Genomic DNA, 24,806 nt, shown 5'->3' on the forward strand with positions numbered 1-24,806 from the left:
CCCCAACCTGCTCCATAATGTCGAAGCGGCTTAACATAGATTGCCGTCCGAAGTTTAGCGTGGCAAAAGCGGCCCATGCTTCAGATCACAGACCTTTCCGCCCGCGTTGCCGGTCGCCTGCTCATCGACCACGCCAGCCTGACGATTCCGGCAGGCACCAAAGCCGGCCTCGTCGGCCGCAATGGCGCGGGCAAGTCCACCCTGTTCCGGATCGTGACCGGCGATCTCGCCGCCGAAACCGGCTCCATCAGCGTGCCGCGCAACACGCGCATCGGCCAGGTGGCGCAGGAGGCGCCGGGCACGGAAGATTCCCTGATCGACATCGTGCTGGCCGCCGACGAGGAGCGGGTTTCCCTTCTGGCCGAAGCCGAAACCGCGACCGATCCGCACCGCATCGCCGAAATTCACACCCGCCTTGCCGATATCGAGAGCCATTCGGCCGAGGCGCGCGCCGCCGCCATCCTCGACGGCCTCGGGTTCGACAGCGTCGCGCAGGCGCGGCCCGTATCGTCGTTTTCGGGCGGATGGCGCATGCGCGTGGCGCTCGCCGCCGTGCTGTTTTCGCGTCCCGACCTGCTGCTTCTGGACGAGCCGACCAACTATCTCGACCTCGAAGGTACGCTCTGGCTGGAAAACTTCGTTTCCCGCTACCCCTACACCGTGCTCATCATCAGCCACGACCGCGATGTGCTGAACAACGCCGTCAACGCCATCATCCATCTCGACCAGCGCAAGCTGAACTTCTACCGCGGCTCCTACGACCAGTTCGAGCGGCAGCGCGCCGAGAAGCTGGAGCTCCTGCAAAAGCAGATCACCAAGCAGCAGGCCGAGCGCAAGCATATGGAAGCGTTCGTCGAGCGCTTCCGCGCCAAGGCCAGCAAGGCCCGCCAGGCGCAAAGCCGCCTGAAGGCGCTGGAACGCATGCAGCCGCTTGCCGCCATCGTGGAAGAGCATGTCGTGCCCTTTTCCTTCCATGCGCCGCAGAAGACGCTGGCGTCCCCCATCATCCGCATGGAGGACGTTGCCGTCGGCTATCAGGCCGGCAAATCCATCCTCAAGCGGTTGGACCTGCGGATCGACCATGATGACCGGATCGCTCTTCTGGGCGCCAACGGCAACGGCAAGTCCACCTTCGCCAAGCTGCTCGCGGACCGGCTCCAGGCGCAGCATGGCACGATCACCCGGGCCCCGGGGCTGAAAGTCGCCTTCTTCGCCCAGCATCAGATCGACGACCTGCGGCCCGAGGAGACCGCCGTCCAGCATGTCCGGCGCGCCATGCCCGACGCGCCGGAGGCGAAGGTGCGCGCCAAGGTGGCCCGCATGGGCCTTGCCACGGAAAAGATGGATACGGTGGCCGACAAGCTGTCGGGCGGCGAAAAGGCCCGCCTTCTGATGGGGCTCGCCACGCTGGACGCCCCGAACCTCCTGATCCTCGACGAGCCGACCAACCATCTGGACATCGAGGCGCGCGAAAGCCTTGTCCGCGCGCTCAACGAATATCCGGGAGCGGTCATCCTGATCAGCCACGACCGCCACATGGTGGAGGCCACGGTGGACCGTCTCTGGATCGTCGGCGACGGTACGGTCTCGCGCTATGATGGCGATCTGGACGACTACAAGAAGCTGATCCTGTCCGGCAGGCGCAGCGGCAGCGGCCAGACCGCGTCGGAAGAGGACGGCCCGGCAGCGCCGCCGGTGTCGAGGGCCGAACAGCGCAAGAACGCCGCCGAGCGGCGCGAGGCGCTGAAGCCGCTTCGCAAGCAGATCTCCGCGCTGGAAATCCAGATGACGCGCCTGCAGAAGACGATCGGCGATCTCGATGCGCAGCTTGCCGACCCGGCTCTCTACGCGAAGGAGCCGGCCAAGGCCACCGAACTGGCGAAGCAGAAGGCGCTGGCGGAAAGGACGCTGACCAAGGCCGAGGGCGAATGGCTGGCCCTGTCGGAAGAGCATGACGCGGCCATGGCCGATTGACGCGTCTGCCGCCGAAGCGGGAGCGCCTCCTCATGCAGCGTGGACGCGCCCTTCGGCAGGTGACGGGCCCGACCGCCTCGATCGCGATCACGCACAGGCGGTGCGTTTCGTCACCGGCCATTCGCAAAAGGGCGCGCTGCCCGAGCTGGATTGCTCGTGCCTCGCCGACGCGGCCACGACGACAATCTTCTATATGGCCGTCCGGACGGCAGGAGACCTCGCCGAAAGGCTGATTGCCAGCGGCGCTCCCCCCGACATGCCCGCCGTCGTCGCAAGCGCCCTGACACGGCCCTGCGAGAAGATATGGATGGGATCATTGCTCAGCCTGCCGGACGCCGCGGCCGACATCAGGCTGGATCAGCCCGTTCTCATAAATATCGGATCCGTCTTCGGCGCCAGGGTCAAGCAGCTCTCCACGGGACACGACCCGATAATGGAGCCAAGGGCCCGCATCAGGCTTTCTTGACCCAGCGCCGCTCCGGCGTCTGCTGCCAATAGGTCACGACATGGTCGGCGGCCTTCTCGACCTTCCATCGCTCCCGCGCGGTGGCAAGCTGGTCCGGGTCGTAACCGTCGAAAAGATAGACGCCGCGAACATAGGGTTCCAGGCTGGTGGGCACGGCGCCCTCCACCAGGAAGCGCACATGCGGATCGTTCGCCCGCTGCTCTGCATCGCAGGTCAGAAGGATCGGCTGCAAGCCGGCCGCCCCCTCCGCATCGGAGCCGTGGGGCAGGAAGCTGTCGTCCCGATAGACCCAGAGATGCTGGTCCAGCGCGTCGCGCCGTTCTTCGGTGGCGGTCTGCACCACGACGCGCCAGCCACGGGCGAGGCACTTTTCAAGCAGGTCGGGCAAAGCCTCCTCAAGGCGGCTTTCCGTCATATGGTAGAAAAGAACCTCGGCCATGGCAGCGCGCCTATGCCTGCTCGTAATTGTCGGAAACGAGCCGGTCCAGAAGGCGCACGCCGAAGCCCGATGCCCAGGACTGGCTGTACTCGTTCGACGGCGAGCCCATCGCCGTGCCTGCCACATCCAGATGCGCCCACGGCACGTCGTTGACGAAACGCTGGAGAAACTGCGCCGCCGTGATGGAGCCGGCCGCGCGGCCGCCGCCGATATTGCGGATATCGGCGAACTTGCCCTCGATCATCTTGTCGTATTCCTTGCCCAGCGGCATGCGCCAGACCTTTTCCCCGGTGACCTCGCCGGCGCTGGACAGTTGGGCCGACAGGGCGTCGTCGTTGGAGAAAAGGCCGGCATAATGATTGCCGAGGGCCACGATGATGGCGCCGGTCAACGTTGCTAGATTCACCATGAAGCGGGGCTTGAACCGATCCTGCGTGTACCAGAGTGCGTCGGCGAGAACGAGCCGCCCTTCCGCGTCGGTGTTCAGCACTTCGATCGTCGTGCCCGACATGGCGCGCACGATGTCGCCTGGCCGCTGGGCCTTGCCGTCGATGGCATTCTCGACCAGACCGACGACGCCTACCGCGTTGACCTTCGCCTTGCGGCCCGCCAGCGCGCGCATCAGCCCCACCACGGCGGCCGAGCCGCCCATGTCGCCCTTCATATCCTCCATGCCGGCCGCCGGCTTGATCGAGATGCCGCCGGTATCGAAGACGACACCCTTGCCCACGAAGGCAACCGGGGTCTCGCCCTCGTCTCCGCCGTTCCATCGGATCACGGCAAGGCGTGCCGGCGAGGGAGACCCCTGCGCGACACCCAGAAGGGCGAACATCTTGAGTTCCGCAAACTGCTCCTCTTCGAGAATCTCGACCTCGAGGCCGAAGTCACGCAGCGCTTCTATGCGGCGCGCATATTCCACGGTGGTCAGGATGTTGGCTGGCTCGTTGACAAGGTTGCGCGCCAGGATGACCCCCTCGCCTACCGGCTCGCGCCGTTCATAGGCGGCCCTGGATGCGTCCTCGTCGCCGACATGAAAGGTGATCGTGCCGGGCGCGTCCTGCCTGGGGACCTCGCTCTCGGCATCGTCCTTCGGCTTCTTGCTCTTGTAGAGATCGAAATCATAGGCGCGCAGCACTGCGCCCTCGGCCATGCCCGCCACCTCGGCCGGGCTGGCCCCCGTCGCCACCACGGATACACCCGAAGCACCCTTGGTGCGGGCAAGGATCGTTCCGCCGATCTTCAGCCAATCCTCTTCCGAACGGCCCTTTTCGGCCTTGATGCCGACCACGACGAGCTTGTCGAGGCCGCTGCCCGACGGCGCAAGAACCTCGACGCTCGACAGAAGCTTGGCCTTGAACTTGGCCGCCTCGGCGGCGCGCCGGACCTGCTCGGCCAAAGCCTCGCCGACAAGGCCCGGAAGCGCGGAAACGTCGTCGGCCAGGACGACGCGAACGCCGTCTTCCGGCGGCCGGGTCGTGGAAAAGGCGATGGTTGGCGTGAGGGCCATGGGATGCTCCCGATTTTTTTGGGGGAATTCTCGTTCCGGGGAATCGATGTTTGTTCGTCCGACTGCTATGCGGCCTATCTTGGAAATGGTGCGCGCCATTGCAAGAGAAACGCACGAACATCAATTCTTCACGATGTTCGTTCGCCCTTCTTTAGCCAAGCTCGCACAATCTATGGTCAGCAACACGCGCAAGGCGGGCTGCGGCCAGCCTCGCGCGGTGCGGGCGGACACGGGTATCTGACGGCATCCATGAAGCTTCTGGAACGCTACATTCTCCGACGTGCCGCCGTCTTCAGCACGGCTTCGCTGGCGGCGCTGGTCCTGGTCGTGTGGGTCGTGCAGGTGCTTCAGCGGGTGGACCTCGTGCGCAGCACGCTGGGGGCCGTCGGCGACATATTATGGATCGCGCTGATGCTCCTGCCGGACCTGACGGCCGGCGTCCTGCCCTTTGCCGTCCTGATCGGCTCGATCCAGGCCCTGAACGGCCTGAACACCGATTCCGAGCGATCCGTTATTTCCGCGGCCGGCGCATCGCAATTCCTGGTCGCAAAGCCGATCATCCTTCTCGGGCTGCTTGCCGCCGCCCTGGTGCTGTTCAATTCCAACGTTCTCGGGCCGGCATCGTCCAAGGCCTTCCAGAACGGCGTACGCTCGATCAACGCCAACGCGATTTCGCTTTTCCTGACGCCGGGCCGCTTCGAGCGTGTGCAGGACGGCGTCGTCATCAGCGTGGCGGACATGCGCGGCCCGGTCATCCAGGGCCTGTTCCTTGCCGACAGCCGCGACCCGGCGACCGACGTCAACTATTTCGCCCAGGAGGCGTCCATCGTCGATCTCGACGGCGAATCCTTCCTGGTGCTGAAGAACGGACAGTTGCATCGCAAACCCGTCAATGACGATGCCATCTCGGTGATCGAGTTCCAGACCTACGCGTTCGACCTCGCGGATCTCCGGCCCGTTTCCACCCGCGACTGGATCCGCATGTCGGAGCGCAGCACCGGCGAGTTGACGAACCCCGACCCGAGCGATCCGCTGTATCAGGCCAATCCCAACCGGTTCATCGAGGAACTGGCCCTGCGCTGGAGCGACTGGTTGTACCCCATCGCCTTCGCCCTGTGGGCGGCGGCCGTCGCCGGGCCACCGCGCACCAACCGGCAGGGGACGGGCCCGACGATGGTGATCGGCCTCGGCGGCGCGCTGGTGCTGAAGGCGCTCGGCTTCGTATCGCTGTCGCTGGTGGAGGCCAACACGGCGATGGTGCCGCTGGTCTTCGCCCTGCCGCTCGTATCGGCGATCTCCAGCACCATCCTTCTGACGCGCAACGTCAACGTGGTCGAATCCCGCTTCGTCAGAAGTGTCTCGGAGGCGATATCGGGGTTTGCCGCCGCCTTGCGTCGACGCTCCTTCGGCGGGGCGCGCCATACGGGACGCGCGGCATGAAGCGACTGACGCTCAACCTGTATTTCATGCGACTGTTCATGAAGAGCGTGTTCGGCACGCTCGCCATCGTGTTCGCGCTCGCCTACCTCGTCGACCTGATCGAACTCAGCCGCCGCGGGCGCTTCGACGATATCGGCTTCGGAACCCTTGCGGCCATCTCCGCCTTCCGCGTTCCTTCCTTCATCGAGCAGGCGTTTCCCTTCGTCATCCTGTTCGGCTCGATCTTCACCCTGGTCACCCTGAACCGGCGGATGGAGCTCGTCGTCGCACGCGCTGCCGGCGTGTCGATCTGGCAGATCCTGCTTCCGCTTCTGGCCGGTTCGTTCCTGCTGGGCGCCGCGGCCACCGGCCTCTACAACCCCTTGGCCAGCATGGCGCAGACCCGATCGGCCCAGATCGAGACGATGGTGGCGGGCGACAGGGCCGACGAGAATGCCGACCGTACGCCCTGGTTGCGCCAGCATGGCAGCGGCGTTTCGTCCATCATCGGAGCCAAGGCCGTAACGGATGGTGGCCGCGAGCTGGGCGGCGTGACCGCCTTCGTGCTCAACGATAACGGAATCGTGCGCGAGCGCATCGATGCCGACCGGGCGACGCTCGGAGACGGCGCCTGGATGATCGACCGTCCGGTCGTCACCGTCGTCGGTTTCCCGCCGGAAAGCCGACCGTCCTATACGCTTCCGACGACACTCCTGCCCGAATATATCGAGCAGCGGCTTGCCGATCCCAGCACCATTTCCGTCTGGGAATTGCCGTCGAAAATCGATGTTGCGCGGCAATTGGGATACAATGCGGACGCTTTTTCCATGCGTCTTTACACACTGTTGGCAAAACCTGCACTATTCATGGCTATGACCCTTGTGGCAGCCACGGTAGCGGTGCGTTATTCGCGGCTGGGGCAATCCGGGCCTGCGATCATCGGTGGCGTGGCAGCAGGCTTCGTGCTTTATGTCGCGACGTTTCTGGCGCAGGCGCTGGGCAGTAATTCCGTGGTACCGCCCGTTGCTGCGGCGTGGTTCCCGGTCGTGGCGGCAGGACTGTTCGGGATAACGGTTCTGCTCCATCAGGAGGACGGTTAGTATGACAGCGAGGGGGTCCTCGCGCCGCACTGGGACTGGGGGACAGTCGTTTGTGAAAGGCGTGCTACTGGCGGGCGCTGCCCTGTGTGCCATGACGGCGCATGGCGGCCTTGCGCATGCGCAGGAATCGCTGGGCGGTCTCGGCGTCAACGTGAACGTCAACGAGGGCGACCAGCTCTTCCTCGAAGCCGATACCGTTTCCTATGACAGCGACACCGCGACCGTCACCGCCTCCGGCGGCGTCCAGATCGACTACGGGCAGTACAAGCTCGTCGCGCGGCAGATCGTCTACGACCAGAATTTGAAACGATTGGTTGCGGCAGGCGATGTCGAGCTGGTGGAACCGGGCGGCAACCGCATCTATGCCGACGCGCTCGACGTAACAGACGATTTTGCCGACGGGTTCATCAAGGCCCTGCGCATCGAGACACCCGACAATACCCGTCTTGCCGCGGCCGAGGCCGTGCGCGAGAACAGCTCGGTCACGACGTTCGAACGTGGCGTCTACACTGCCTGCGAAGCCTGCCGCGAAAATCCGGACAGGCCGCCTCTGTGGCAGGTAAAGGCGCGCCGCATCGTCTGGGACCAGCAGGAGCAGGTCATCCGCTATTACGGCGCGCGCTTCGAGCTGTTCGGCGCGCCCCTCGCCTACCTGCCGTACTTCGCGACGCCCGATCCGACGGTCAAAAGGCGCAGCGGCTTTCTGGCGCCCTCCTTCGTCCAGTCCGACAAGACGGGTTTCGGAGTGCGCGTCCCTTATTTCCTGGCGCTGTCCGACAGCTACGACGCAACGGTGGCCGGCACCTATTATTCCAAGCAGGGGTTCCTTGGCGAGGTCGAGTATCGCCAGGCCTTCGAGAACGGCTACTTCACCCTGCAGGCAGCCGGCATCTCGCAGAACAAGCCCGAAGAGTTCGACGACTTCTGGTCCGACGGCATCAACTTCCGCGAGGATGTTCCGCCCGAAAACCGGGGCATGATCGGCACCACGGGCCGGTTCGCCATCAACGAGCGCTGGACCTTCGGTTGGGACGCCCTGCTGCAGACCGATCCCAATTTCTCCGAAGCCTACAGCATCGACAATTTCAACGAGGTCTACCGGTCGTCGGAAGTCTACCTGACGGGCCTCGGCACGCAGAGCTTCTTCGACCTGCGTGCCCAGAAGTTCGATGTGCAGACGCAGAATACCTTCAACGAGGAGGTGCAGCCCTACGTCCTGCCCTCGCTCGACTACGAGTATGTCGCGGAAAACCCGATCTACGGCGGGCAGCTCCAGCTCAACGCCAACATCACCAACATCCGCCGCGACGACAGCTTTCCCGCGTCGCTGCTGGTCTGCCGACCGGGCTTCTACACCGAGGGGTTCTGCGACGGATCGACGGGCTTCCCCTACTGGACGGATACGTTCAGGCGGAACGCATTGGAAGGCGATTACTCGCGCGGGACGGTGGAGGCCAACTGGAAGCGCGATTTCATCACCGATGCCGGGCTGGTGCTGACACCGTCGGCCAATCTGCGCGGCGACGTCTATCGGGCGGATATGCGTTCGGACGGCTTCGACTACGGTACGCTCTATTCCGATCTCGGCGCCTTCTCGATCGACGAGACGGGCGTGCGCGGCATGGCGACGGCTGCGATCGAGGCGCGTTATCCGTATCTCATCGAGACGGAGCGCACCTCGCACCTGATCGAGCCGATCGCCCAGCTCCTCATCCGCCCGGACGCCTCCAAGGCGGGCATGCTGCCCAACGAAGACGCGCAGACGCTTGTCTTCAATACGGCGAACCTGTTCTCGCACGACAAGTTTTCCGGCTACGACCGGATCGAAGGCGGAACCCGCGCCAATGTGGGCGTCCAGTATTCCGGCGTCTTCGGCACCGGCTATTTCCTCAATGCCGTGGCCGGCCAATCCTTCCATCTGGCGGGCGAGAACCCCTATGCCCAGGACAATCTGGCGCTGGTGGGCTACGATTCGGGCCTGGAAACCGACCGTTCGGACTATGTCGCGGGTGTTGCCCTGACCGTGCCGCTCGGCATTACGCTCGGAGCGCAGGGCCGCTTCGACGAAAGCGATCTCGAATTGCGGCGCACCGACCTGTCGTCCAGCTTCAGCTACGGCAAGGTGAATGCATCGATCATCTATTCGCAGATCGCAGCCCAGCCGGTCTACGGCCTGCCGGTGGACCGCCAGCAGGTCACCGCGGCCGCCGGCGTCCGGCTAACGGATTCGATCCGGGCGTTCGGCTCCATCGGCTACGACATCGAGAACGAGTCCATCATTTCGCGCAGCTTCGGCGTCGGCTATGCCGATGAATGCTTCAGCCTCATCGCGCAGTATCAAAGCACCGACGATCGCTATCAGCTGACCTCCTCCGAATCGAAGCTGATGGTCACGCTGAGCCTGCGGACCCTGGTCGAAACCGACTTCAATTATGGTCTCGGCGAGGACTGAGGGCACGCGAGCGTGTTCTCCAGGGCGGCTTGACGATCATTCTTTTGCCAAAGCTGTTTCGTATCGGCCATAATGCGCTTAGAAAAGCGGCCGAACCGGATGAACGGGAGCCTTAGACATCGATGATCAAGAAGCGTTTTCTCGCGGGCGCCGCCGTAGCGGCTCTGGCCGCCCTCGGCGCCGTCGGACCGCTTCCGCTTTCCGCAAAGCCGGCGATCGCCGCGACCGAAGTCAAGGTCGTCGTCAACAGGCAGGCGATCACCTCCTATCAGATCCAGCTTCGGCAGGCTTTCCTGCGGCTGCGGCGGGCTCCTGCCAGCGCCGAGGCGGCCACCAAGGAGCTGATCGACGAGGCCGTGAAGAAGCAGGAGATACGCCGTCGCGGCATCTCCATTCCGGATAGCGCAGTGGACGAGGCCTATGCCAACTTCGCGCGTCAGAACAATCTGTCGATCGCGCAGCTCGGGCAGCTGTTCGGGCAGGCCGGATTCTCGGGCGACGCCTTCAAGGAATATATCCGCGTCCAGATGGGCTGGGGCCAGGCCGTCCGCCTGAACGTCCAGCAGACGGAGCGCCTGAGCGAGCAGGATGTCGTGCAGCGCATGCTGCAGCAGGGCGGCGAAAAGCCGACCACGACCGAATACACGCTGCAGCAGATCGTCTTTGTGCTGCCGCAGGGCGCCTCCCGGGACCGGCGCACCGCCGAGGCCAATGCGATGCGCCAGCGCTTCCAGAACTGTGACAGCGCCTTCCAGCTTGCACGCGGCCTTCGGGACGTCACCGTGCGCGATCTTGGCCGCGTCGCGCAGCCGGAGCTACCCCCGCGCTGGAAGGATGAAATCTCGCGGCTTTCGGCCGGCGGCACCACGCGCCCGCAGGTCACGGAGCGCGGCGTCGAATTCATTGCCGTCTGCAACACGCGCCGGATTTCCGACGACCATGCGGCACAGCTCGTCTACCAGGCCAAGGATCTGGAATCGCTCAGCGCCGCCGAACCCGATGCGGCCCTTCTCAAGAAGTTGCGCGATCAGGCGACGATCGTCCGTCGATGACGTCGCCATCCGTGGCGGGGCTGCCCCTGGCGGTCTCGGTGGGAGAGCCTTCCGGCATCGGGCCCGACCTCGTCCTGACATGCCATCGTGACAGGGCGCTGTTCAAGCTGGCGCCCTTTTTCACGGTGGCCGACGTCGACATGCTCGAAAGCCGCGCCGCCCGCCTGGGGATCGATGTATCCATCGCCGCCATCGACCGGCCGGAAGATGCCGTCGATGTGTTTCCTTCGGCCCTGCCGGTGTTGCGTCTCGACAACCGCCATGAGGACGAGCCCGGCACGACCGACCCGGCCAACGCCGCCGGCACGATCGAATCCATCGAGCGGGCAACGCGTTATGCGCTCGAGGGCCGCGCCGCGGCGCTGGTGACCGCGCCCATCGAGAAGAAAGCCCTTTACGACGCCGGGTTCGACCACCCGGGGCATACCGAGTTTCTGGCCGCGCTGTGCCAGCGTCATAGCGGCCATAGTGTCCAGCCTGTCATGCTGTTGACCGGGCCCGAATTGTCGAGCGTACCGGTCACCATCCATATTCCGCTGAGCGACGTGCCGAAGGCCCTGACGACGGAGCTCGTCGTCTCCACGGGACGGATCGTGGCGCGCCATCTGAAACGCGATTTCGGCATTGCCCAGCCGCGGCTGGCCGTTGCGGGTTTGAACCCCCATGCCGGCGAACAAGGGACGATGGGCCGCGAGGACATCGAGATCGTGGCACCGGCCGTCGAGCGTTTGCGCAAGGATGGGATCACGGTTCACGGGCCGCTCCCCGCCGACACGATGTTCCATGCAGAGGCACGCCGCGCCTATGACGTGGCGCTGTGCATGTATCACGACCAGGCCCTCATTCCGGTCAAGACACTCGGGTTCGACGAGTCCGTCAACGTCACGCTCGGCCTTCCGATCATCCGCACGTCTCCGGACCACGGAACGGCGGCCGCGCTGGCGGGCACCGGGCAGGCGCGGACCGCCAGCTTCATCGCCGCGCTGACGCTGGCAAGCCGCATGGCTGCTATCCGCGCGGGCGGCGACGACGCATGAGCCATATCGACATGCTGCCGCCCCTGCGCGAGGTTCTGGCCACGCACGGCCTGGAGCCTCGCAAGGCCCTCGGCCAGAACTTCCTTCTCGATCTCAACCTGACAGCGCGCATAGCGCGGCAGGCGATGCCTTTGGCCGATGCCACGATCGTCGAGATCGGCCCCGGGCCCGGCGGCCTGACCCGCGCTCTCCTGGCAGAGGGAGCGGCGCATGTGATCGCGGTGGAAAAGGACCGTCGTTGCCTGCCGGCGTTGCAGGCGATCGCCGACGCTTATCCCGGCAGGCTTACGGTCGTACCGGGCGATGCGCTGCAGGTGGACCTGCCCGCGCTGGCAGGCGGCCCCTTCAAGGTAGTGGCGAACCTGCCCTACAATGTCGGCACCCAGATCTTGCTGGATCTGGTGACCACGCAGGCCTGGCCGCCGCAATGGACGTCGCTGACGCTGATGTTCCAGCGCGAAGTCGCCCAACGCATCGTAGCCCGGGAGAACGACGATCACTACGGTCGCCTCGGCGTCCTGTGCGGCTGGCGCACCCAGGCCGAAATCCTGTTCGACGTATCGCCACAGGCTTTCACGCCGCCACCGAAGGTGACCTCGTCGGTGGTGCAGATCACGCCGCGCGCCGAGCCCCTGCCCGTCGATCCGCCGAAGCTGGAGAAGATCACCGCCCTCGCCTTCGGACAGCGGCGCAAGATGCTGCGCCAGAGCCTGAAGGCGGCGGGCGGAGAAAAACTGCTCGACCGGGCTGGCATCGATGCCCGGCGTCGGGCAGAGACCTTGAGCGTGGCGGAATTCGTCACGCTTGCCAATCTGGCCGAAGGTCTTTCGACAGGCTCCTGAGGATGGCTGGCGGTCAGCCGTCCATCAGCTTGTCGGCTTCTTCGAGCAACGCCGCCGTAAAGTCGAACAGCCCGCGCCGCCGAAGGTGACCTCGTCGGTGGTGCAGATCACGCCGCGCGCCGAGCCCCTGCCCGTCGATCTGCCGAAGCTGGAGAAGATCACCGCCCTCGCCTTCGGACAGCGGCGCAAGATGCTGCGCCAGAGCCTGAAGGCGGCGGGCGGAGAAAAACTGCTCGACCGGGCTGGCATCGATGCCCGGCGTCGGGCAGAGACCTTGAGCGTGGCGGAATTCGTCACGCTTGCCAATCTGGCCGAAGGTCTTTCGACAGGCTCCTGAGGATGGCTGGCGGTCAGCCGTCCATCAGCTTGTCGGCTTCTTCGAGCAACGCCGCCGTAAAGTCGAACAGCCCGCGCCGCCGAAGGTGACCTCGTCGGTGGTGCAGATCACGCCGCGCGCCGAGCCCCTGCCCGTCGATCTGCCGAAGCTGGAGAAGATCACCGCCCTCGCCTTCGGACAGCGGCGCAAGATGCCGCGCCAGAGCCTGAAGGCGGCGGGCGGAGAAAAACTGCTCGACCGGGCTGGCATCGATGCCCGGCGTCGGGCAGAGACCTTGAGCGTCGCGGAATTCGTCACGCTTGCCAATCTGGCCGAGGGTCTTTCGACAGGCTCCTGAGGATGGCTGGCGGTCAGCCGTCCATCAGCTTGTCGGCTTCTTCGAGCAACGCCGCCGTAAAGTCGAACAGCCCGGGCCGCCGATCCCGTCGCAGACGTTCGGCATTGACGATCGACAGGACCGCCCCGAAGGCACGGTCCAGGTCGTCGTTGATGACGACATACTCATAGTCGCGCCAACGCTCGATCTCGACCTTCGCATTCCGAAGGCGCATCTGGATCGTCTCGGCGGAATCCTCGGCGCGGCGGTTCAGGCGCGAGCGAAGCTCCGCCATGGAGGGCGGCAGGATGAAGATGGAAACGATATCCGTCTTGGCCTGCTCCTGGAGCTGCCGCGCCCCCTGCCAGTCGATGTCGAAGAGCATGTCGCGCCCCTCCCGCATCGCCTTTTCGGCTGCGTCTCTTGGCGTCCCGTAGAGGTTGCCGTGGACCTCGGCCCATTCCAGCAGCGCGTCGCCCGTCTGCAGGCGGGTAAACTCGTCGCGGCTGATGAAGTGATAATGCACACCGTCGATTTCGCTGGCGCGTCGCGTCCGGGTGGTGACGCTGACCGACAGGGAAAAGCGCGAATCCTGCTCCAGCAGGTTGCGCGCGATCGTGGACTTCCCCGCTCCAGAGGGAGAAGAGATGACGAGCATCAGTCCACGCCGCGCGATGGGCAATGGGGATTCGGTATCGATCAACGGCCTCATTCGATGTTTTGAACCTGCTCTCGGAATTGGTCCACCACGACCTTCAACTGCAATCCGATGGCAGTCAGCGAGGCCGCATTCGATTTCGCGCAGAGCGTATTCGATTCCCGGTTAAATTCCTGTGATAGAAAATCGAGGCGCCGTCCGATTGCGCCGCCTTCGGACAACAAGGCCCGCGCCGCGGCGAGGTGGGCATGCAGCCTGTCCAGTTCCTCGCGGATGTCGGCACGTGTTGCCAGCAGCGCGGCTTCCTGCGCAAGCCTGCCTTCATCCACCGCCGCCGACGCCGACAAAAGCACCTCGACCTGGCTGCGAAGGCGTGCACGGATGGCATCGGCGGTGCGGGCCGGGTCCGCTTCGGCAGCGGCCGCAAGCGCGTCCATTTCATCGAGGCGACGCAGTAGAACGGCGGCGATTTCGGCGCCTTCGGCAGCGCGGGCGGACGCCAGGTCCTTCAGGGCGCCATCCAGCGTCTGGAGCGCAGCCGAAGCCAGCTCCGTCTCGGCCTCCGGGGCCTCCTCGGGTGTCGCATCCAGAACGCCCTTCAACCCAAGCAGTCCATCGGCGGTGGGCGGAGAGGCATGGCCCTCGGTGACGAGCCAGCGTGCTTCCGCCACATAGGCCAACAGCGCCGGGCGGTTGATCGCGCGCTGCGGCGCTGCTGCACCCCGCTGCACCTGCAGCGACATCTGGATATTGCCCCTGGTCAGGTAGGCAGCCGGCTTGCGGCGCGCGTCGAGTTCCAGGCTTTCCAGCCCTGCCGGCAGACGAAGGCGGATATCGAGCGACTTGCCGTTGACGGATCTCAGTTCCGAGACGATGCGCCAGTCGCCGTGGTTCGCCTCGGCGCGGGCAAAGCCCGTCATGCTCGCAACGGGCTTGCCCATGTCGTGCCTTTCCTACTCGACCAGATCGGCGTCCGCGGCGGCGTTTTCGGCCGCGGCGCCCTGCTGGCGCATGAACTCGCGGTAGCGTGCGACGTTGCGGTTGTGATCGGCCAATGTCCGGGCGAAGGCGTGGCCGCCGGTTCCGTCCGCGACGAAATACAGATCGTCGGAGTCCAGCGGGTGCGCCACGGCCTCCAGGGCCGCGCGGCCGGGATTGGCGATCGGGCCGGGGGGCAGACCGTTGATGACGTAGGTGTTGTAGGGGGTGTTGCTCTGGATGTGAGACCGGCGCAGCGGCTCTCCGGGCGGTTTGCCCGCCCCGCCCCAGATACCGTAGATGAAGGTCGGGTCCGACTGCAGGCGCATGCCCTGGCGCAGGCGGTTGATGAACACCGAAGCGACGTGCGGACGCTCCGCGTCGACCCCCGTTTCGCGCTCCACGATGGAGGCAAGGGTTACGAATTCCTCGACCGTGTCGACGGGAAGGCCATCCTGGCGCCCCTGCCATATTTCGTTGACGAGCCGCTCCTGCGCCGCCGACATCTGCGAGATGATGTCGCTGCGGCTTGCCCCACGCGTGAACGTGTAGGTTTCCGGAAGAAGCGTTCCCTCGCCCGGCATCGGCGGCAGATTGCCAACCAGCGTTTCGTCGGCATCGAGGCGCGCGTAGATCTGCGCCACCGTCCAGCCTTCGGGGATCGTCACCGAATGCATGATGGAGCGGCCCGCCTCCAGCTTGTCCATCACGCCGCGCATCGACGTACCGGGCGCAAATGCGTATTCACCGGCCTTCAACTGCGATGCCGCACCTGAAAAACGGACACCGGCCTGGAAAATCAGCGCGTTGGAGACGACACCCGCCGACTGGAGCGAATCCGAGATACTGGAAAGCCCCCCGCCGCGCGGAACCATGACGACCTTTTCCTCGGTCAGCGGGCCCGCACGCTCGAACTGGAATTTGCCCCAGTAGAACAGCGCGGCGCCGCCGATCACCGTGATGACGGCAACGCTCAGGCAGAAATTCAGGAAGACGACGACCGCCCCGCGCGAGCGTTTGGAGCGGCCCTTGAGGCCGCGTCTGGCGTCGACAGGATCGTTCGGCGTGCCGCCCTTCGTCACATCGCTCACGGAATACAGGCCCTCGGGTCGGTGATTGCGGAGATGCGGTCGGTGCTACATCGCCAATATGGCAAAAGACGGATGCCGAAGCGGCCCCACACCCAATGGTTGCGCCGCTTCCGGGAGGCTCCGGCTCAGTCGGTCACGCGCTGCAGGACGAGCGTCGCGTTCGTGCCGCCGAACCCGAACGAATTGGACAAGGCGACATCGATCTTCCGCTCGCGCTTCACATGCGGAACCAGGTCTATCCTGGTTTCGACGGCGGGCGTATCGAGGTTCAAGGTCGGCGGCGCAACATTGTCGCGAATGGCCAGCGTGGCGAAGATGGCCTCGACGGCGCCAGCCGCGCCCAGAAGATGCCCGATGGACGACTTCGTCGACGACATCGAGACATTGGGCGCATGATCGCCCAGCACGCGCTCGACGGCCGCGAGCTCGATCGTGTCGGCCATCGTGGAGGTGCCGTGCGAGTTGATGTAGTCGATCGCGGAGGGCTCCAGCCCGGCCCGCTTGAGAGCGGCGCGCATGCAGCGCTCTGCCCCTTCGCCGTTCTCGGAGGGGGCGGTGATGTGATACGCGTCGCCGGAAAGGCCGTATCCGACCACCTCGGCATAGATCTTCGCGCCGCGCGCCCTGGCATGTTCGTACTCTTCCAGCACGACGATGCCGGCGCCTTCGCCCATGACGAACCCGTCACGGTCCGAATCATAGGGGCGCGACGCCTTTGTGGGTTCGTCGTTCCGGTCGGTGGACAGCGCCTTGCACGCAGCAAAGCCCGCAAGCGCGATGCGGCAGACGGGGGACTCGGTGCCTCCGGCAACCATGACGTCCGCATCGTCCAGGGCAATCAGCCGGGCGGCGTCGCCGATGGCATGCGCGCCCGTCGAGCAGGCGGTGACGACGGAGTGGTTCGGGCCGCGCAGATGATGGCGGATCGACACATGGCCGGACGCGAGATTGATGAGGCGGCCGGGAATGAAGAACGGCGATATGCGGCGCGGACCCTTGTCGCGCAGGGTGTACCCCGCCTCGACGATGCCTTCCAGGCCGCCGATGCCCGAGCCGATCAGAACGCCGGTGCGGACCTGGTCTTCCTCGGACTGCGGAGCCCAGTCCGCGTCCTTCAACGCCTCGTCGGCCGCCGCGACGGCATAGACGATGAAGGGATCCACCTTGCGCTGTTCCTTGGGCTCCATCACCAGATCGGCGTTGAAGGTGCCCTCGGTGCCGTCGCCCAGCGGGATCTGGCAGGCGATCTGGCAGGCCAGATCGTCGACTTCGAAGCTCGTGACGCGGCCCGCGCCGCTCTTGCCGGCCAGAAGACGGCTCCAGCTTTCCTCAACACCGTTGGCCAAGGGCGAAACCATGCCAAGACCGGTTATGACGACACGCCTCATCACGGACCCTTCGATACAGAATGCCGGCCCGGCGAGCGATCAGGCCCGCCGGAAGCCGATATGGATTGAAAAGAAATCAGCCCTGATTCTTTTCGATGAACTTCACGGCGTCGCCGACCGTCAGGATCGTCTCGGCGGCATCGTCCGGAATCTCGACGCCGAACTCTTCCTCGAAAGCCATGACGAGTTCGACCGTGTCCAGGCTGTCGGCGCCGAGGTCGTCGATGAAGCTGGCGTTCTCGGTCACCTTCTCCTGTTCGACGCCAAGATGTTCGACGACGATCTTCTTCACCCGTTCAGCGGTATCGCTCATATTCAATCCTCTAATGAGATGGGTTTCGCCGTTTTCGTTAGACGCCGCCGGACGGTTAATCAAGCGGCCTGACTGCGGAGTGCTGGCGTTTTGGCGTCTCCGGGCCCAAAAAGCTGGGGGCAACCGGGCCGTCGAACCGGCCCGTGCACCCATATCAGATCATGGCCATTCCGCCATTCACATGAATTGTCTGACCCGTAATATAGGCCGCTTCCTCGGACGCGAGGAAAAGCGCGGCCGCCGCGATGTCTTCGGGCGTGCCCATGCGCTTCATGGGAATGGCCCCCATGATCGCATCCTTCTGCTTGTCGTTGAGCTTGCCGGTCATGGCGCTCTCGATGAAGCCGGGCGCGATGCAGTTTACCGTCACGTTGCGCGAGGCGATCTCCTGCGCCAGCGACTTCGAGAAACCGATCATGCCGGCCTTGGCCGCGCAATAGTTGGTCTGGCCGGGATTGCCGGTCACGCCGACGATGGAGGTGATGTTGACGATGCGGCCGTAGCGGCGGCGCATCATCTGGTGCGTCAGGGCGCGCGTGAGTCGAAAGGTCGCGGTCAGGTCGACTTCCAGAACCGCGTCCCAGTCGGCGTCGGACATCCGGACGAAAAGCCCGTCCCGCGTGATTCCCGCATTGTTGACGAGGATATCGACGCCTTCCATCACCGCGTCGGCAACCTCGCCGAGGGCAGTCTGCCCTTCCCGTGTGCCGAGATCGGCCGGCAGCACATGGACCCGGTCGCCGAGATCGCCGGCCAGCTGGTCCAGCTTTTCGCGGCGGGTGCCGTGCAGGCCGACCGTTGCCCCGCGTGCATGCAGGACACGGGCGATCGCCTCGCCGATACCGCCGCTGGCGCCCGTCACCAGGGCCTTGCGGCCAGATAGATCGAACATCGTCACTCTCCCTGCAGCTTCGCCAGCGCCGCATCGATATCGGCCGGAGTGCCGACCGACTGCGCGGCAAGCCGCTTGTCAATTCGCTTCGCAAGGCCCGATAGCACTTTACCGGCACCGACTTCAAACAGCGTGTCGACGCCGTCCTCCGCCAGGAAGGTCATGCTTTCGCGCCAGCGCACCTGCCCGGTCACCTGCTCCACCAGCTGGCTGCGGATGCGCTCGGGGCTGGACGACGGCGCCGCGAGCACATTGGCGATCAGCGGCACACGCGGCTGCACGATCTCGACGCCCAGAAGCGCCTCGGCCATCCGGTCGGCGGCGGGTTGCATCAGTGCGCTGTGGAACGGCGCGGAAACCGCCAGCGCGATGGCCCGCCGCGCGCCGCGCTCGGACGCCAGCGCCATGGCCCGGTCCACCGCGGACTTGTCGCCCGATATGACGAGCTGCCCGCCGCCATTGTCGTTGGCCACCTGCACGCTGCCCTCGCCCGATGCCTCCCGGCAGATCGCGTCCAGCGCGTCGGCCTCCAGCCCCATGATGGCGGCCATGGCCCCCTGGCCCGCCGGCACGGCTGCCTGCATGGCCTCGCCGCGGATGCGCAGCAGGCGCGCCGTCTCGCCGATGCCGATGGAACCCGCCGCGGCCAGCGCCGAATATTCACCGAGGGAATGGCCGGCGACGTAGGATGCCGAAGACAGATCGAAGCCCCGCGCCTCGAGGGCCCGCATCGCGGCCAGCGAAACCGCCATCAGCGCGGGCTGCGCATTGGCCGTCAGCGTCAGCGTTTCCTCCGGCCCCTCGAAGATAAGCCTCGACAGGTTTTCGCCCAGCGCCTCGTCGACCTCGTCGAAGACGGCGCGCGCTTGCGGTACGCTGTCGTAGAGTTCGCGGCCCATGCCGACAGACTGGCTGCCCTGCCCCGGAAATACCAATGCGAGTTTCATGAGAATTATCGTCTCCGGCTTGTGACTGGCCCCGCCCAATCGGGGCAAGCGCGCTTCAAGTCAAGCGACGCCTTGCGGAATGCATCGAAATAGCGTAAGTCGCGGCCCGTCAATGCCCGTTCGTCAGCCGGGGGCTGAACGGAAGGGGCGGCATTCGCATGCCGCTCGGCCTTCGTGCCTACGCTTCCCGTGTCCCCGCTCTCGACCGTCTCACTCGACGCGCCTTTCCATGTTCGGCACTTCGTGGCCGCTTTCAGGGGGAGTCGCAGAGGCTTAGCCGCTGATGCCGGGCAGCGTACGAAAGAGAAACACGGAAAGGCAATCGATATGGCGCTCTACGAGCACGTATTCCTTGCCCGCCAGGATATCAGCAGCCAGCAGGTCGACGCTCTCGTCGAGCAGTATCGTGGCGTGCTGGAAGCCAATGGCGGCAAGGTCGGCAAGGTTGAGAACTGGGGTCTGAAGACCCTGTCTTACCGCATCAAGAAGAATCGCAAGGCGTATTACACGCTCGTCAACATCGACGCCCCGGCAGCCGCCGTGGAAGAGATGGAGCGTCAGATGCGCTTCAACGAAGACATCCTGCGCTACATGACCATCCGCGTCGAGGAGCACGAAGACAGCCCCTCCGCCATGATGCAGAAGCGCGACGACCGCCCCCGCCGCGGTGACCGCGACGGCCGTGACGGCCGTGATGGCGGCGACCGTGGTGGCCGCCCCCGCCGCGAGCGCAATGAGGAGGCCGCATAATGGTCGACATCGCCCAGCTTCCGACCCGTCGCCCGTTCCATCGTCGTCGCAAGTCCGATCCGTTCGCGGCGAGCGATTCGCCGAAGATCGACTACAAGGACGTCCGCCTTCTGCAGCGCTACATTTCCGAGCGCGGCAAGATCGTTCCCTCGCGGATCACGGCCGTTTCGCAGAAGAACCAGCGCGAGCTGGCCCGCGCCATCAAGCGCGCGCGCTTCCTCGGACTTCTTCCTTACGTGCTGAAGTAGGCATTTGCGGGCGGGGCGCTTCCGGCGCCCCGCTTCCCCGCCTCCCCATTCGGCAGGGGCGGCGTGACGAAAAGCCGAGTTGGGGCGCGTGCCCCTAACTGCGAAACGCAGGACAGCGACATGCAGAAACAAGCCCTCCTCGTATCCTTCGCCGCCGGCCTCGCCAGCGCGCTGCTGTTCGCCGGTCTCATCGCGCAGACCCAGGGCGGGGCATTTCTGACGTTTCTCGCACCGCTTCCCATTTTCATAGCCAGCCTGGGCTGGGGCTCGCGCGCCGGCTTCATAGCCGTGGTCGTTGCGGCCCTCGCCGTGATCCTGTCCAGCGGCTCCATGCTCGTCAGCGTACCGCTGGTGGTCGCGATGGCCGGTCCCGCGGCCTGGATCGGGCATCTGGCCGGCCTTGCCCGGCCCGCCGGCCCCGAAGACGCGCGCACCGGCGTACCGCCGCTGGACTGGTATCCCCTGTCGCGTATTCTGATGGGCATATGCCTGATGGCCATCCTGGGCTGTGTCATCCTTGGCTGGATGATCGGCTTCAATGCGCAGGACTTCGGGCCCGAACTTGCCAACGCCTTCACCGCATCGGGCACCTTCAGTACCGAGGACGAGGCCCAGCTCCGCGAGTTGACGGCCCTTGCGGTGCGCATCATCCCCTTCGTCCAGCCGGCTCTGCTGGTCGCCCTTCTAACGTTCATGCTGTATCTGGCCGCCGTCATCACCCGCGCCAGCGGCCGCCTGAACCGGCCCAGGGACGACATCCCCTCGCAGGCGGGCCTGCCGCGCGTCGCGCTGCCGATCTTTGCCGTGGCCCTGGCCGTATCCTTCTTCGGCGGCGTCGTCGGCACCGTGGCCGCCGTCGTCTGCGGCGCCTTCGGCATGGCCTTCACGATGGTCGGCCTTGCCGCCATGCACCGCCGCACACGGACCATGTCCGGCCGGGGGCTGATCCTGTTCAGCGCCTACGCGGCGATATTCCTTCTTTCCATCCCGCTTTTCGCCTTCCTGATCATCGGCCTGGTCGATGTGGCGAAAGCGGGGGCCGAAGACAGACCCTGAACCCTCATTCGACACCCGAAAGGATCATACACATGGAAGTCATCCTGCTCGAGCGCATCGCGCGCCTTGGCCAGCTCGGCGAAACCGTCCGCGTCAAGGACGGCTATGCCCGCAACTATCTTCTGCCCACCGGCCGCGCCCTGCGCTCCAACGAGGCCAACCGCGCGCGCTTCGAGGCCCAGAAGGCCCAGCTGATCGCCCGTAACGAAGAGCGCAAGACGGAAGCGCAGGCGATCGCCAAGGAGCTCGACGGCAAGCGCTTCGTCATCGTCCGCTCTGCCGGCGAGACGGGCCAGCTCTACGGTTCGGTTTCGGCCCGCGACATCGCCGAACTGGTCCGCAACGAAGGTTTCTCGATCAGCCGCAACTCGGTCGAGCTGAACCAGCCGATCAAGCTGATCGGCCTGCATAAGGTCGCGATCGCCCTTCATGCCGAGGTCGAGGCCAGCGTCGAGCTGAACATCGCCCGTTCGCAGGAAGAGGCGGAGCGTCAGGCCCGCGGTGAGACGCTCACCTCCGCCGATGCCATCTACGGTGCCGACGAAGAGGAAGAGATCCTCGAAGAGGGCGAAGAGGAAGCCGGCGAGGACGAAGAAGCCGAGGCCGAGGCCGACGAGCGCGCCTGAGGCGTCATCGCGTGTCCGATTCGGAACCGCACACGCTATCCACAGGAAAGGCCGGACGTTTGTCCGGCCTTTTCCGTATCGGGCATGGGGCTGAAACCCCGCGCCGACAGGCGGTACGCCCTGCGAGGCGGCATAATCGCCGCCATGTTCTCCACATCTGTGGAAAGAAGCTGTATCTGTCCGGTGAAGAAGGAGCATGCCTCCGGCTACGGCAATCGTCATCCCTGGCGAATGGCTTTAGTGTCTGTCCCATCATGATGGTATCGAAGGGGTCCGCGCATGGCCGATGCGGCGCGCAAGCTTGAGCAGGATGGGCTTCCCTACCGGGAGGCACCCTCGAACATCGAGGCCGAACAGGCCCTCCTGGGCGCGATCCTGGTCAACAACGACGCCTATTACATCGTCCACGACTTCCTGAAACCTGACCATTTCTTCGAGCCGCTGCACCGTGAGATCTTCGGCAAGGCGTCCGAGATGATCCGCATGGGCAAGATCGCCAATCCGGTTACGATCAAGACGTTCCTGGCGGCCAACGACAAGGTGGGCGACATTACCGTCGCACAGTATCTTGCGCGGCTGGCGGCGGAGGCCACCACCATCATCAACGCGGCCGATTACGGCCGTGGCATCTACGATCTCGCCTTGCGCCGCTCGCTGATCCGCATCGGCGAGGAGATGGTCAACGACGCATTCGACGCGCCGCTCGACATGGAGCCGAAGAAGCAGATCGAGGAATCGGAGCGCAAGCTGTTCGAGCTGGCCGAAACGGGCCGCTACGACGGCGGCTTCCAGCCGTTCTCCGACGCGATGGCGCTGGCGATCGAAATGGCCGGCGCCGCCAAGGACAGGGATGGCGGCCTTTCGGGCATATCCACCGGCATCCGCGAGATGGACCGGCGGCTGGGCGGCCTGCAGCCCTCCGACCTCGTTATCCTGGCGGGCCGTCCGGCGATGGGCAAGACGTCGCTCGTGACCAACATCGCGTTCAACATCGCCAACGCCTACGAACCCGCCGAGCAGGCGGACGGCTCCTTCAAGGCGAAGAATGGCGGCGTCGTCGCCTTCTTCTCGCTGGAAATGTCGGCCGAGCAGCTGGCCACCCGCATCATCTCCGAGCAGAGCGAGGTCTCCTCGTCCAAGATCCGGCGCGGCAACATTACCGATGCCGAATATGCCAAGCTTGTCGCGTGCACCGAGATGATGCAACGCGCGCCGCTCTACATCGACCAGACCGGCGGCATCTCCATAGCCCAGCTTGCGGCGCGCGCCCGTCGGCTCAAGCGCCAGCGCGGCCTCGACGTGATGGTGATCGACTATGTCCAGCTCATGCAGGGCTCGTCCAAGCGCGCCTCGGAAAACCGCGTGCAGGAAATCACCGAGATCACCACCGGTCTGAAGGCCCTGGCCAAGGAACTTGCGGTGCCGATCATCGCCCTGTCCCAGCTGTCGCGTCAGGTCGAATCCCGGGAAGACAAGCGGCCCCAGCTCTCCGACCTTCGCGAATCCGGTTCCATCGAGCAGGACGCCGACGTGGTGATGTTCGTCTATCGCGACGAGTATTACCTGCAGAACAAGGAGCCAAAGCCCGGCACCGAAGAACACCTGAAGTGGCAGCAGGCGATGAACGATGCGCGTGGCAAGGCGGAAGTCATCATCGCCAAGCAGCGACACGGCCCCACCGGCACCGTACCGCTGGCCTTCCAGGCCGAATTCACGCGCTTCTCGGATCTTGCCGAGGAGTCGCATATGCCCGAACGCTTCGAGTAGCGCCGGAAGACCGAAAGACCATGTCCCTTACCGATACGCCGCGCGCGCCCTTCGTCGAGATCGACTCCTGGGCCCTGAAATCCAACTGGCGCACCCTCGCCATGCTGGCGCCCGATGCGCGAACCGCCGCCGCCGTGAAGGCCGACGGATACGGCCTTGGCGGCGTCATCGCTTCCAAGGCGCTGTTCGGCGCGGGGTGCCGCGATTTCTTCGTGGCCTGGGCCGAAGAAGGCGCCGAGATCCGCGAGGCCATGCCCGGCAAGAACTGTCGCATCTTCGTTCTGCAGGGTCTGGACGGGCACGCGGCGCGGCTGTGCCGCAGCCAGAGGCTGCTGCCGATCCTGTCGACGCCCGAAGACGTCGAACTGTGGACCCGGGGTGGCCAGCCGGAAGATGGCGGGTTGCCCGGCGTCGCGGGGCTGCAACTGGAAACCGGTATGCACCGGCTGGGCCTGACCGATCTGCAAAGCCGCAAGGCCGCCGAGCTTTCCAGGCAGGGCAAGCTGGACCTGGCGCTCGTCATGAGCCACCTCGCCGCCGCGGACGAGCCCGGTTCCGGGCTGGCAGACGAGCAGCTCGACCGCTTCCGGAAACTGGCGAATCGCTTCCCCTTCGTGGCGCGCTCCCTGGCAAACTCCGCCGCCATCCTGCGCGGCCCGCAATTCCACTTCGACCTGACCCGCCCCGGCATCTGCCTCTATGGCGGCCAGACGGCGCTGCACCCGGGCGGCGCGCTGAGGCCCGTTGCCCGCCTGGTCGGGCATGTCCTGCAGGTGGCCGACGTCAAGCGTGGCGAGCATGTGGGCTATGGGGAGGTGGTCAGGCTCAAGCGCCCTGCCCGCATCGCCACGGTGGGCCTCGGCTATGCTGACGGCTATCCGCGTTCGGCCTTCGGCGACGGCGTCGACGGGCAACGCACGGCACCGGCGGTTCACGTCGCAGGGCATCGCGCGCCGATCGTCGGCCGCATTTCCATGGATATGAGCATGGTGGACATTTCCGGCCTTCCGGATGGCGCGGTGCGGCCGGGCAGCGAAGTGGAGTTTTTCGGCCCCAACATCCCGATCGACGATGTGGCGGCCCATGCCGGCACCATCGCCTACGAGCTTCTCACCGGCATCGGCTCGCGCGTGCGCCGAGCCTGGATCTGA

At 65.3% G+C, this 24,806-nt stretch carries 23 protein-coding genes and 2 pseudogenes; 16 read left to right on the plus strand and 9 right to left on the minus strand.

Going from position 1 to position 24,806, the window contains the following annotated elements; all coding sequences use genetic code 11:
• Nucleotides 1-75 precede the first annotated feature (75 nt).
• Entirely contained in the window at nucleotides 76-1,974 is a 1,899-nt protein-coding gene (locus IGS74_RS13595) for an ABC-F family ATP-binding cassette domain-containing protein (RefSeq protein ID WP_192386832.1), read from the plus strand.
• On the plus strand, nucleotides 1,952-2,440 hold the full coding sequence (locus IGS74_RS13600; protein WP_192386834.1) for a hypothetical protein: 489 nt from the start codon (nucleotides 1,952-1,954) through the stop codon (nucleotides 2,438-2,440). Before IGS74_RS13595 ends, IGS74_RS13600 begins: the two co-directional genes overlap by 23 nt.
• Here IGS74_RS13600 and IGS74_RS13605 read toward each other — a convergent pair.
• Both IGS74_RS13605 and IGS74_RS13610 read right to left on the minus strand, forming a co-directional pair.
• A complete protein-coding gene (locus IGS74_RS13605) occupies nucleotides 2,427-2,879 on the minus strand; it encodes a DNA polymerase III subunit chi (RefSeq protein WP_192386836.1) in 453 nt (150 codons plus the stop codon). The two genes, IGS74_RS13600 and IGS74_RS13605, sit on opposite strands and share 14 nt — an antisense overlap.
• 10 nt (nucleotides 2,880-2,889) lie before the next feature.
• Nucleotides 2,890-4,386, minus strand: a complete 1,497-nt coding sequence (locus IGS74_RS13610) for a leucyl aminopeptidase (protein WP_192386838.1) — start codon at nucleotides 4,384-4,386, stop codon at nucleotides 2,890-2,892.
• Nucleotides 4,387-4,635: 249 nt separating this feature from the next.
• Between IGS74_RS13610 and IGS74_RS13615 the strand changes: the two genes are divergently transcribed.
• From IGS74_RS13615 to IGS74_RS13650, 8 genes and pseudogenes are all read left to right on the plus strand, one after another.
• Nucleotides 4,636-5,826: an LptF/LptG family permease gene (locus IGS74_RS13615; protein WP_192386840.1), complete on the plus strand. Its 1,191-nt coding sequence runs from the start codon at nucleotides 4,636-4,638 to the stop codon at nucleotides 5,824-5,826.
• On the plus strand, nucleotides 5,823-6,905 hold the full coding sequence (gene lptG / locus IGS74_RS13620; RefSeq protein ID WP_039193464.1) for an LPS export ABC transporter permease LptG: 1,083 nt from the start codon (nucleotides 5,823-5,825) through the stop codon (nucleotides 6,903-6,905). The genes IGS74_RS13615 and lptG overlap by 4 nt, the downstream gene beginning before the upstream one ends.
• A gap of 52 nt (nucleotides 6,906-6,957) precedes the next feature.
• Nucleotides 6,958-9,357 (plus strand): LPS-assembly protein LptD, encoded by a 2,400-nt coding sequence (locus IGS74_RS13625; RefSeq protein WP_246722558.1) that lies wholly within the window; start codon nucleotides 6,958-6,960, stop codon nucleotides 9,355-9,357.
• Nucleotides 9,358-9,479: 122 nt separating this feature from the next.
• Complete coding sequence (locus IGS74_RS13630; RefSeq protein ID WP_192386845.1) at nucleotides 9,480-10,409, plus strand: peptidylprolyl isomerase; 930 nt, start codon at nucleotides 9,480-9,482, stop codon at nucleotides 10,407-10,409.
• Nucleotides 10,406-11,446, plus strand: a complete 1,041-nt coding sequence (pdxA, locus tag IGS74_RS13635) for a 4-hydroxythreonine-4-phosphate dehydrogenase PdxA (RefSeq protein ID WP_192386847.1) — start codon at nucleotides 10,406-10,408, stop codon at nucleotides 11,444-11,446. Before IGS74_RS13630 ends, pdxA begins: the two co-directional genes overlap by 4 nt.
• Nucleotides 11,447-11,457: 11 nt before the next feature.
• A complete protein-coding gene (gene rsmA / locus IGS74_RS13640; RefSeq protein ID WP_348641896.1) occupies nucleotides 11,458-12,288 on the plus strand; it encodes a 16S rRNA (adenine(1518)-N(6)/adenine(1519)-N(6))-dimethyltransferase RsmA in 831 nt (276 codons plus the stop codon).
• Between the two features lie 76 nt (nucleotides 12,289-12,364).
• Nucleotides 12,365-12,625, plus strand: a pseudogene (locus tag IGS74_RS13645) (rRNA adenine N-6-methyltransferase family protein); the annotation flags it as partial.
• A 76-nt stretch (nucleotides 12,626-12,701) separates the two neighbouring features.
• A pseudogene (locus IGS74_RS13650) lies at nucleotides 12,702-12,962 on the plus strand (rRNA adenine N-6-methyltransferase family protein); the annotation flags it as partial.
• A 13-nt stretch (nucleotides 12,963-12,975) separates the two neighbouring features.
• Here IGS74_RS13650 and gmk read toward each other — a convergent pair.
• The 7 genes from gmk to fabD all read right to left on the minus strand — a co-directional run bounded on the left by gmk (nucleotide 12,976) and on the right by fabD (nucleotide 19,208).
• On the minus strand, nucleotides 12,976-13,653 hold the full coding sequence (gene gmk, locus IGS74_RS13655) for a guanylate kinase (RefSeq protein ID WP_039193447.1): 678 nt from the start codon (nucleotides 13,651-13,653) through the stop codon (nucleotides 12,976-12,978).
• The gene (locus IGS74_RS13660) at nucleotides 13,650-14,540 is read right to left on the minus strand and encodes a YicC/YloC family endoribonuclease (RefSeq protein ID WP_246722560.1); all 891 of its coding nucleotides are present in this window, start codon (nucleotides 14,538-14,540) and stop codon (nucleotides 13,650-13,652) included. Before IGS74_RS13660 ends, gmk begins: the two co-directional genes overlap by 4 nt.
• A 12-nt stretch (nucleotides 14,541-14,552) precedes the next feature.
• Nucleotides 14,553-15,668: an endolytic transglycosylase MltG gene (mltG, locus tag IGS74_RS13665; protein WP_245283029.1), complete on the minus strand. Its 1,116-nt coding sequence runs from the start codon at nucleotides 15,666-15,668 to the stop codon at nucleotides 14,553-14,555.
• A gap of 125 nt (nucleotides 15,669-15,793) precedes the next feature.
• Complete coding sequence (gene fabF / locus IGS74_RS13670; protein WP_192386853.1) at nucleotides 15,794-17,056, minus strand: beta-ketoacyl-ACP synthase II; 1,263 nt, start codon at nucleotides 17,054-17,056, stop codon at nucleotides 15,794-15,796.
• Nucleotides 17,057-17,132: 76 nt separating this feature from the next.
• A complete protein-coding gene (locus IGS74_RS13675) occupies nucleotides 17,133-17,369 on the minus strand; it encodes an acyl carrier protein (protein WP_039193436.1) in 237 nt (78 codons plus the stop codon).
• A gap of 154 nt (nucleotides 17,370-17,523) precedes the next feature.
• Complete coding sequence (gene fabG / locus IGS74_RS13680; RefSeq protein ID WP_192386854.1) at nucleotides 17,524-18,261, minus strand: 3-oxoacyl-[acyl-carrier-protein] reductase; 738 nt, start codon at nucleotides 18,259-18,261, stop codon at nucleotides 17,524-17,526.
• 2 nt (nucleotides 18,262-18,263) lie between these two features.
• The gene (gene fabD, locus IGS74_RS13685; protein WP_192386855.1) at nucleotides 18,264-19,208 is read right to left on the minus strand and encodes an ACP S-malonyltransferase; all 945 of its coding nucleotides are present in this window, start codon (nucleotides 19,206-19,208) and stop codon (nucleotides 18,264-18,266) included.
• A 327-nt stretch (nucleotides 19,209-19,535) separates the two neighbouring features.
• On the opposite strand from fabD, the gene rpsF reads away from it, so the two are divergent.
• The 6 genes from rpsF (at nucleotide 19,536) to alr (ending at nucleotide 24,806) form a co-directional block, all read left to right on the plus strand.
• Nucleotides 19,536-19,958 (plus strand): 30S ribosomal protein S6, encoded by a 423-nt coding sequence (rpsF, locus tag IGS74_RS13690; RefSeq protein ID WP_039193426.1) that lies wholly within the window; start codon nucleotides 19,536-19,538, stop codon nucleotides 19,956-19,958.
• Entirely contained in the window at nucleotides 19,958-20,206 is a 249-nt protein-coding gene (rpsR, locus tag IGS74_RS13695; RefSeq protein WP_039193423.1) for a 30S ribosomal protein S18, read from the plus strand. Before rpsF ends, rpsR begins: the two co-directional genes overlap by 1 nt.
• A 120-nt stretch (nucleotides 20,207-20,326) precedes the next feature.
• The gene (locus IGS74_RS13700) at nucleotides 20,327-21,262 is read left to right on the plus strand and encodes a DUF2232 domain-containing protein (protein WP_039193421.1); all 936 of its coding nucleotides are present in this window, start codon (nucleotides 20,327-20,329) and stop codon (nucleotides 21,260-21,262) included.
• Between the two features lie 32 nt (nucleotides 21,263-21,294).
• A complete protein-coding gene (rplI, locus tag IGS74_RS13705) occupies nucleotides 21,295-21,888 on the plus strand; it encodes a 50S ribosomal protein L9 (RefSeq protein ID WP_192386856.1) in 594 nt (197 codons plus the stop codon).
• Between the two features lie 279 nt (nucleotides 21,889-22,167).
• Nucleotides 22,168-23,655, plus strand: coding sequence for a replicative DNA helicase (locus IGS74_RS13710; RefSeq protein WP_039193417.1), 1,488 nt, complete (start codon nucleotides 22,168-22,170; stop codon nucleotides 23,653-23,655).
• Nucleotides 23,656-23,675: 20 nt separating this feature from the next.
• Nucleotides 23,676-24,806, plus strand: coding sequence for an alanine racemase (gene alr / locus IGS74_RS13715; RefSeq protein ID WP_192386857.1), 1,131 nt, complete (start codon nucleotides 23,676-23,678; stop codon nucleotides 24,804-24,806).

The sequence above is a fragment of the Aureimonas sp. OT7 genome, assembly GCF_014844055.1.
In the GTDB taxonomy this organism is placed as follows: domain Bacteria; phylum Pseudomonadota; class Alphaproteobacteria; order Rhizobiales; family Rhizobiaceae; genus Aureimonas; species Aureimonas altamirensis_A.

What these genes read in the sequence shown, in the direction of transcription:
- IGS74_RS13595 (WP_192386832.1), top strand. Translation starts at nt 76, where the DNA reads ATGCTTCAGATCACAGACCTTTCCGCCCGCGTTGCCGGTCGCCTGCTC.
- IGS74_RS13600 (WP_192386834.1), top strand. Translation starts at nt 1,952, where the DNA reads ATGACGCGGCCATGGCCGATTGACGCGTCTGCCGCCGAAGCGGGAGCG.
- IGS74_RS13605 (WP_192386836.1), bottom strand. Translation starts at nt 2,879, where the DNA reads ATGGCCGAGGTTCTTTTCTACCATATGACGGAAAGCCGCCTTGAGGAG.
- IGS74_RS13610 (WP_192386838.1), bottom strand. Translation starts at nt 4,386, where the DNA reads ATGGCCCTCACGCCAACCATCGCCTTTTCCACGACCCGGCCGCCGGAA.
- IGS74_RS13615 (WP_192386840.1), top strand. Translation starts at nt 4,636, where the DNA reads ATGAAGCTTCTGGAACGCTACATTCTCCGACGTGCCGCCGTCTTCAGC.
- lptG (WP_039193464.1), top strand. Translation starts at nt 5,823, where the DNA reads ATGAAGCGACTGACGCTCAACCTGTATTTCATGCGACTGTTCATGAAG.
- IGS74_RS13630 (WP_192386845.1), top strand. Translation starts at nt 9,480, where the DNA reads ATGATCAAGAAGCGTTTTCTCGCGGGCGCCGCCGTAGCGGCTCTGGCC.
- pdxA (WP_192386847.1), top strand. Translation starts at nt 10,406, where the DNA reads ATGACGTCGCCATCCGTGGCGGGGCTGCCCCTGGCGGTCTCGGTGGGA.
- rsmA (WP_348641896.1), top strand. Translation starts at nt 11,458, where the DNA reads ATGCTGCCGCCCCTGCGCGAGGTTCTGGCCACGCACGGCCTGGAGCCT.
- gmk (WP_039193447.1), bottom strand. Translation starts at nt 13,653, where the DNA reads ATGAGGCCGTTGATCGATACCGAATCCCCATTGCCCATCGCGCGGCGT.
- IGS74_RS13660 (WP_246722560.1), bottom strand. Translation starts at nt 14,540, where the DNA reads ATGGGCAAGCCCGTTGCGAGCATGACGGGCTTTGCCCGCGCCGAGGCG.
- fabF (WP_192386853.1), bottom strand. Translation starts at nt 17,056, where the DNA reads ATGAGGCGTGTCGTCATAACCGGTCTTGGCATGGTTTCGCCCTTGGCC.
- IGS74_RS13675 (WP_039193436.1), bottom strand. Translation starts at nt 17,369, where the DNA reads ATGAGCGATACCGCTGAACGGGTGAAGAAGATCGTCGTCGAACATCTT.
- fabG (WP_192386854.1), bottom strand. Translation starts at nt 18,261, where the DNA reads ATGTTCGATCTATCTGGCCGCAAGGCCCTGGTGACGGGCGCCAGCGGC.
- fabD (WP_192386855.1), bottom strand. Translation starts at nt 19,208, where the DNA reads ATGAAACTCGCATTGGTATTTCCGGGGCAGGGCAGCCAGTCTGTCGGC.
- rpsF (WP_039193426.1), top strand. Translation starts at nt 19,536, where the DNA reads ATGGCGCTCTACGAGCACGTATTCCTTGCCCGCCAGGATATCAGCAGC.
- rpsR (WP_039193423.1), top strand. Translation starts at nt 19,958, where the DNA reads ATGGTCGACATCGCCCAGCTTCCGACCCGTCGCCCGTTCCATCGTCGT.
- IGS74_RS13700 (WP_039193421.1), top strand. Translation starts at nt 20,327, where the DNA reads ATGCAGAAACAAGCCCTCCTCGTATCCTTCGCCGCCGGCCTCGCCAGC.
- rplI (WP_192386856.1), top strand. Translation starts at nt 21,295, where the DNA reads ATGGAAGTCATCCTGCTCGAGCGCATCGCGCGCCTTGGCCAGCTCGGC.
- IGS74_RS13710 (WP_039193417.1), top strand. Translation starts at nt 22,168, where the DNA reads ATGGCCGATGCGGCGCGCAAGCTTGAGCAGGATGGGCTTCCCTACCGG.
- alr (WP_192386857.1), top strand. Translation starts at nt 23,676, where the DNA reads ATGTCCCTTACCGATACGCCGCGCGCGCCCTTCGTCGAGATCGACTCC.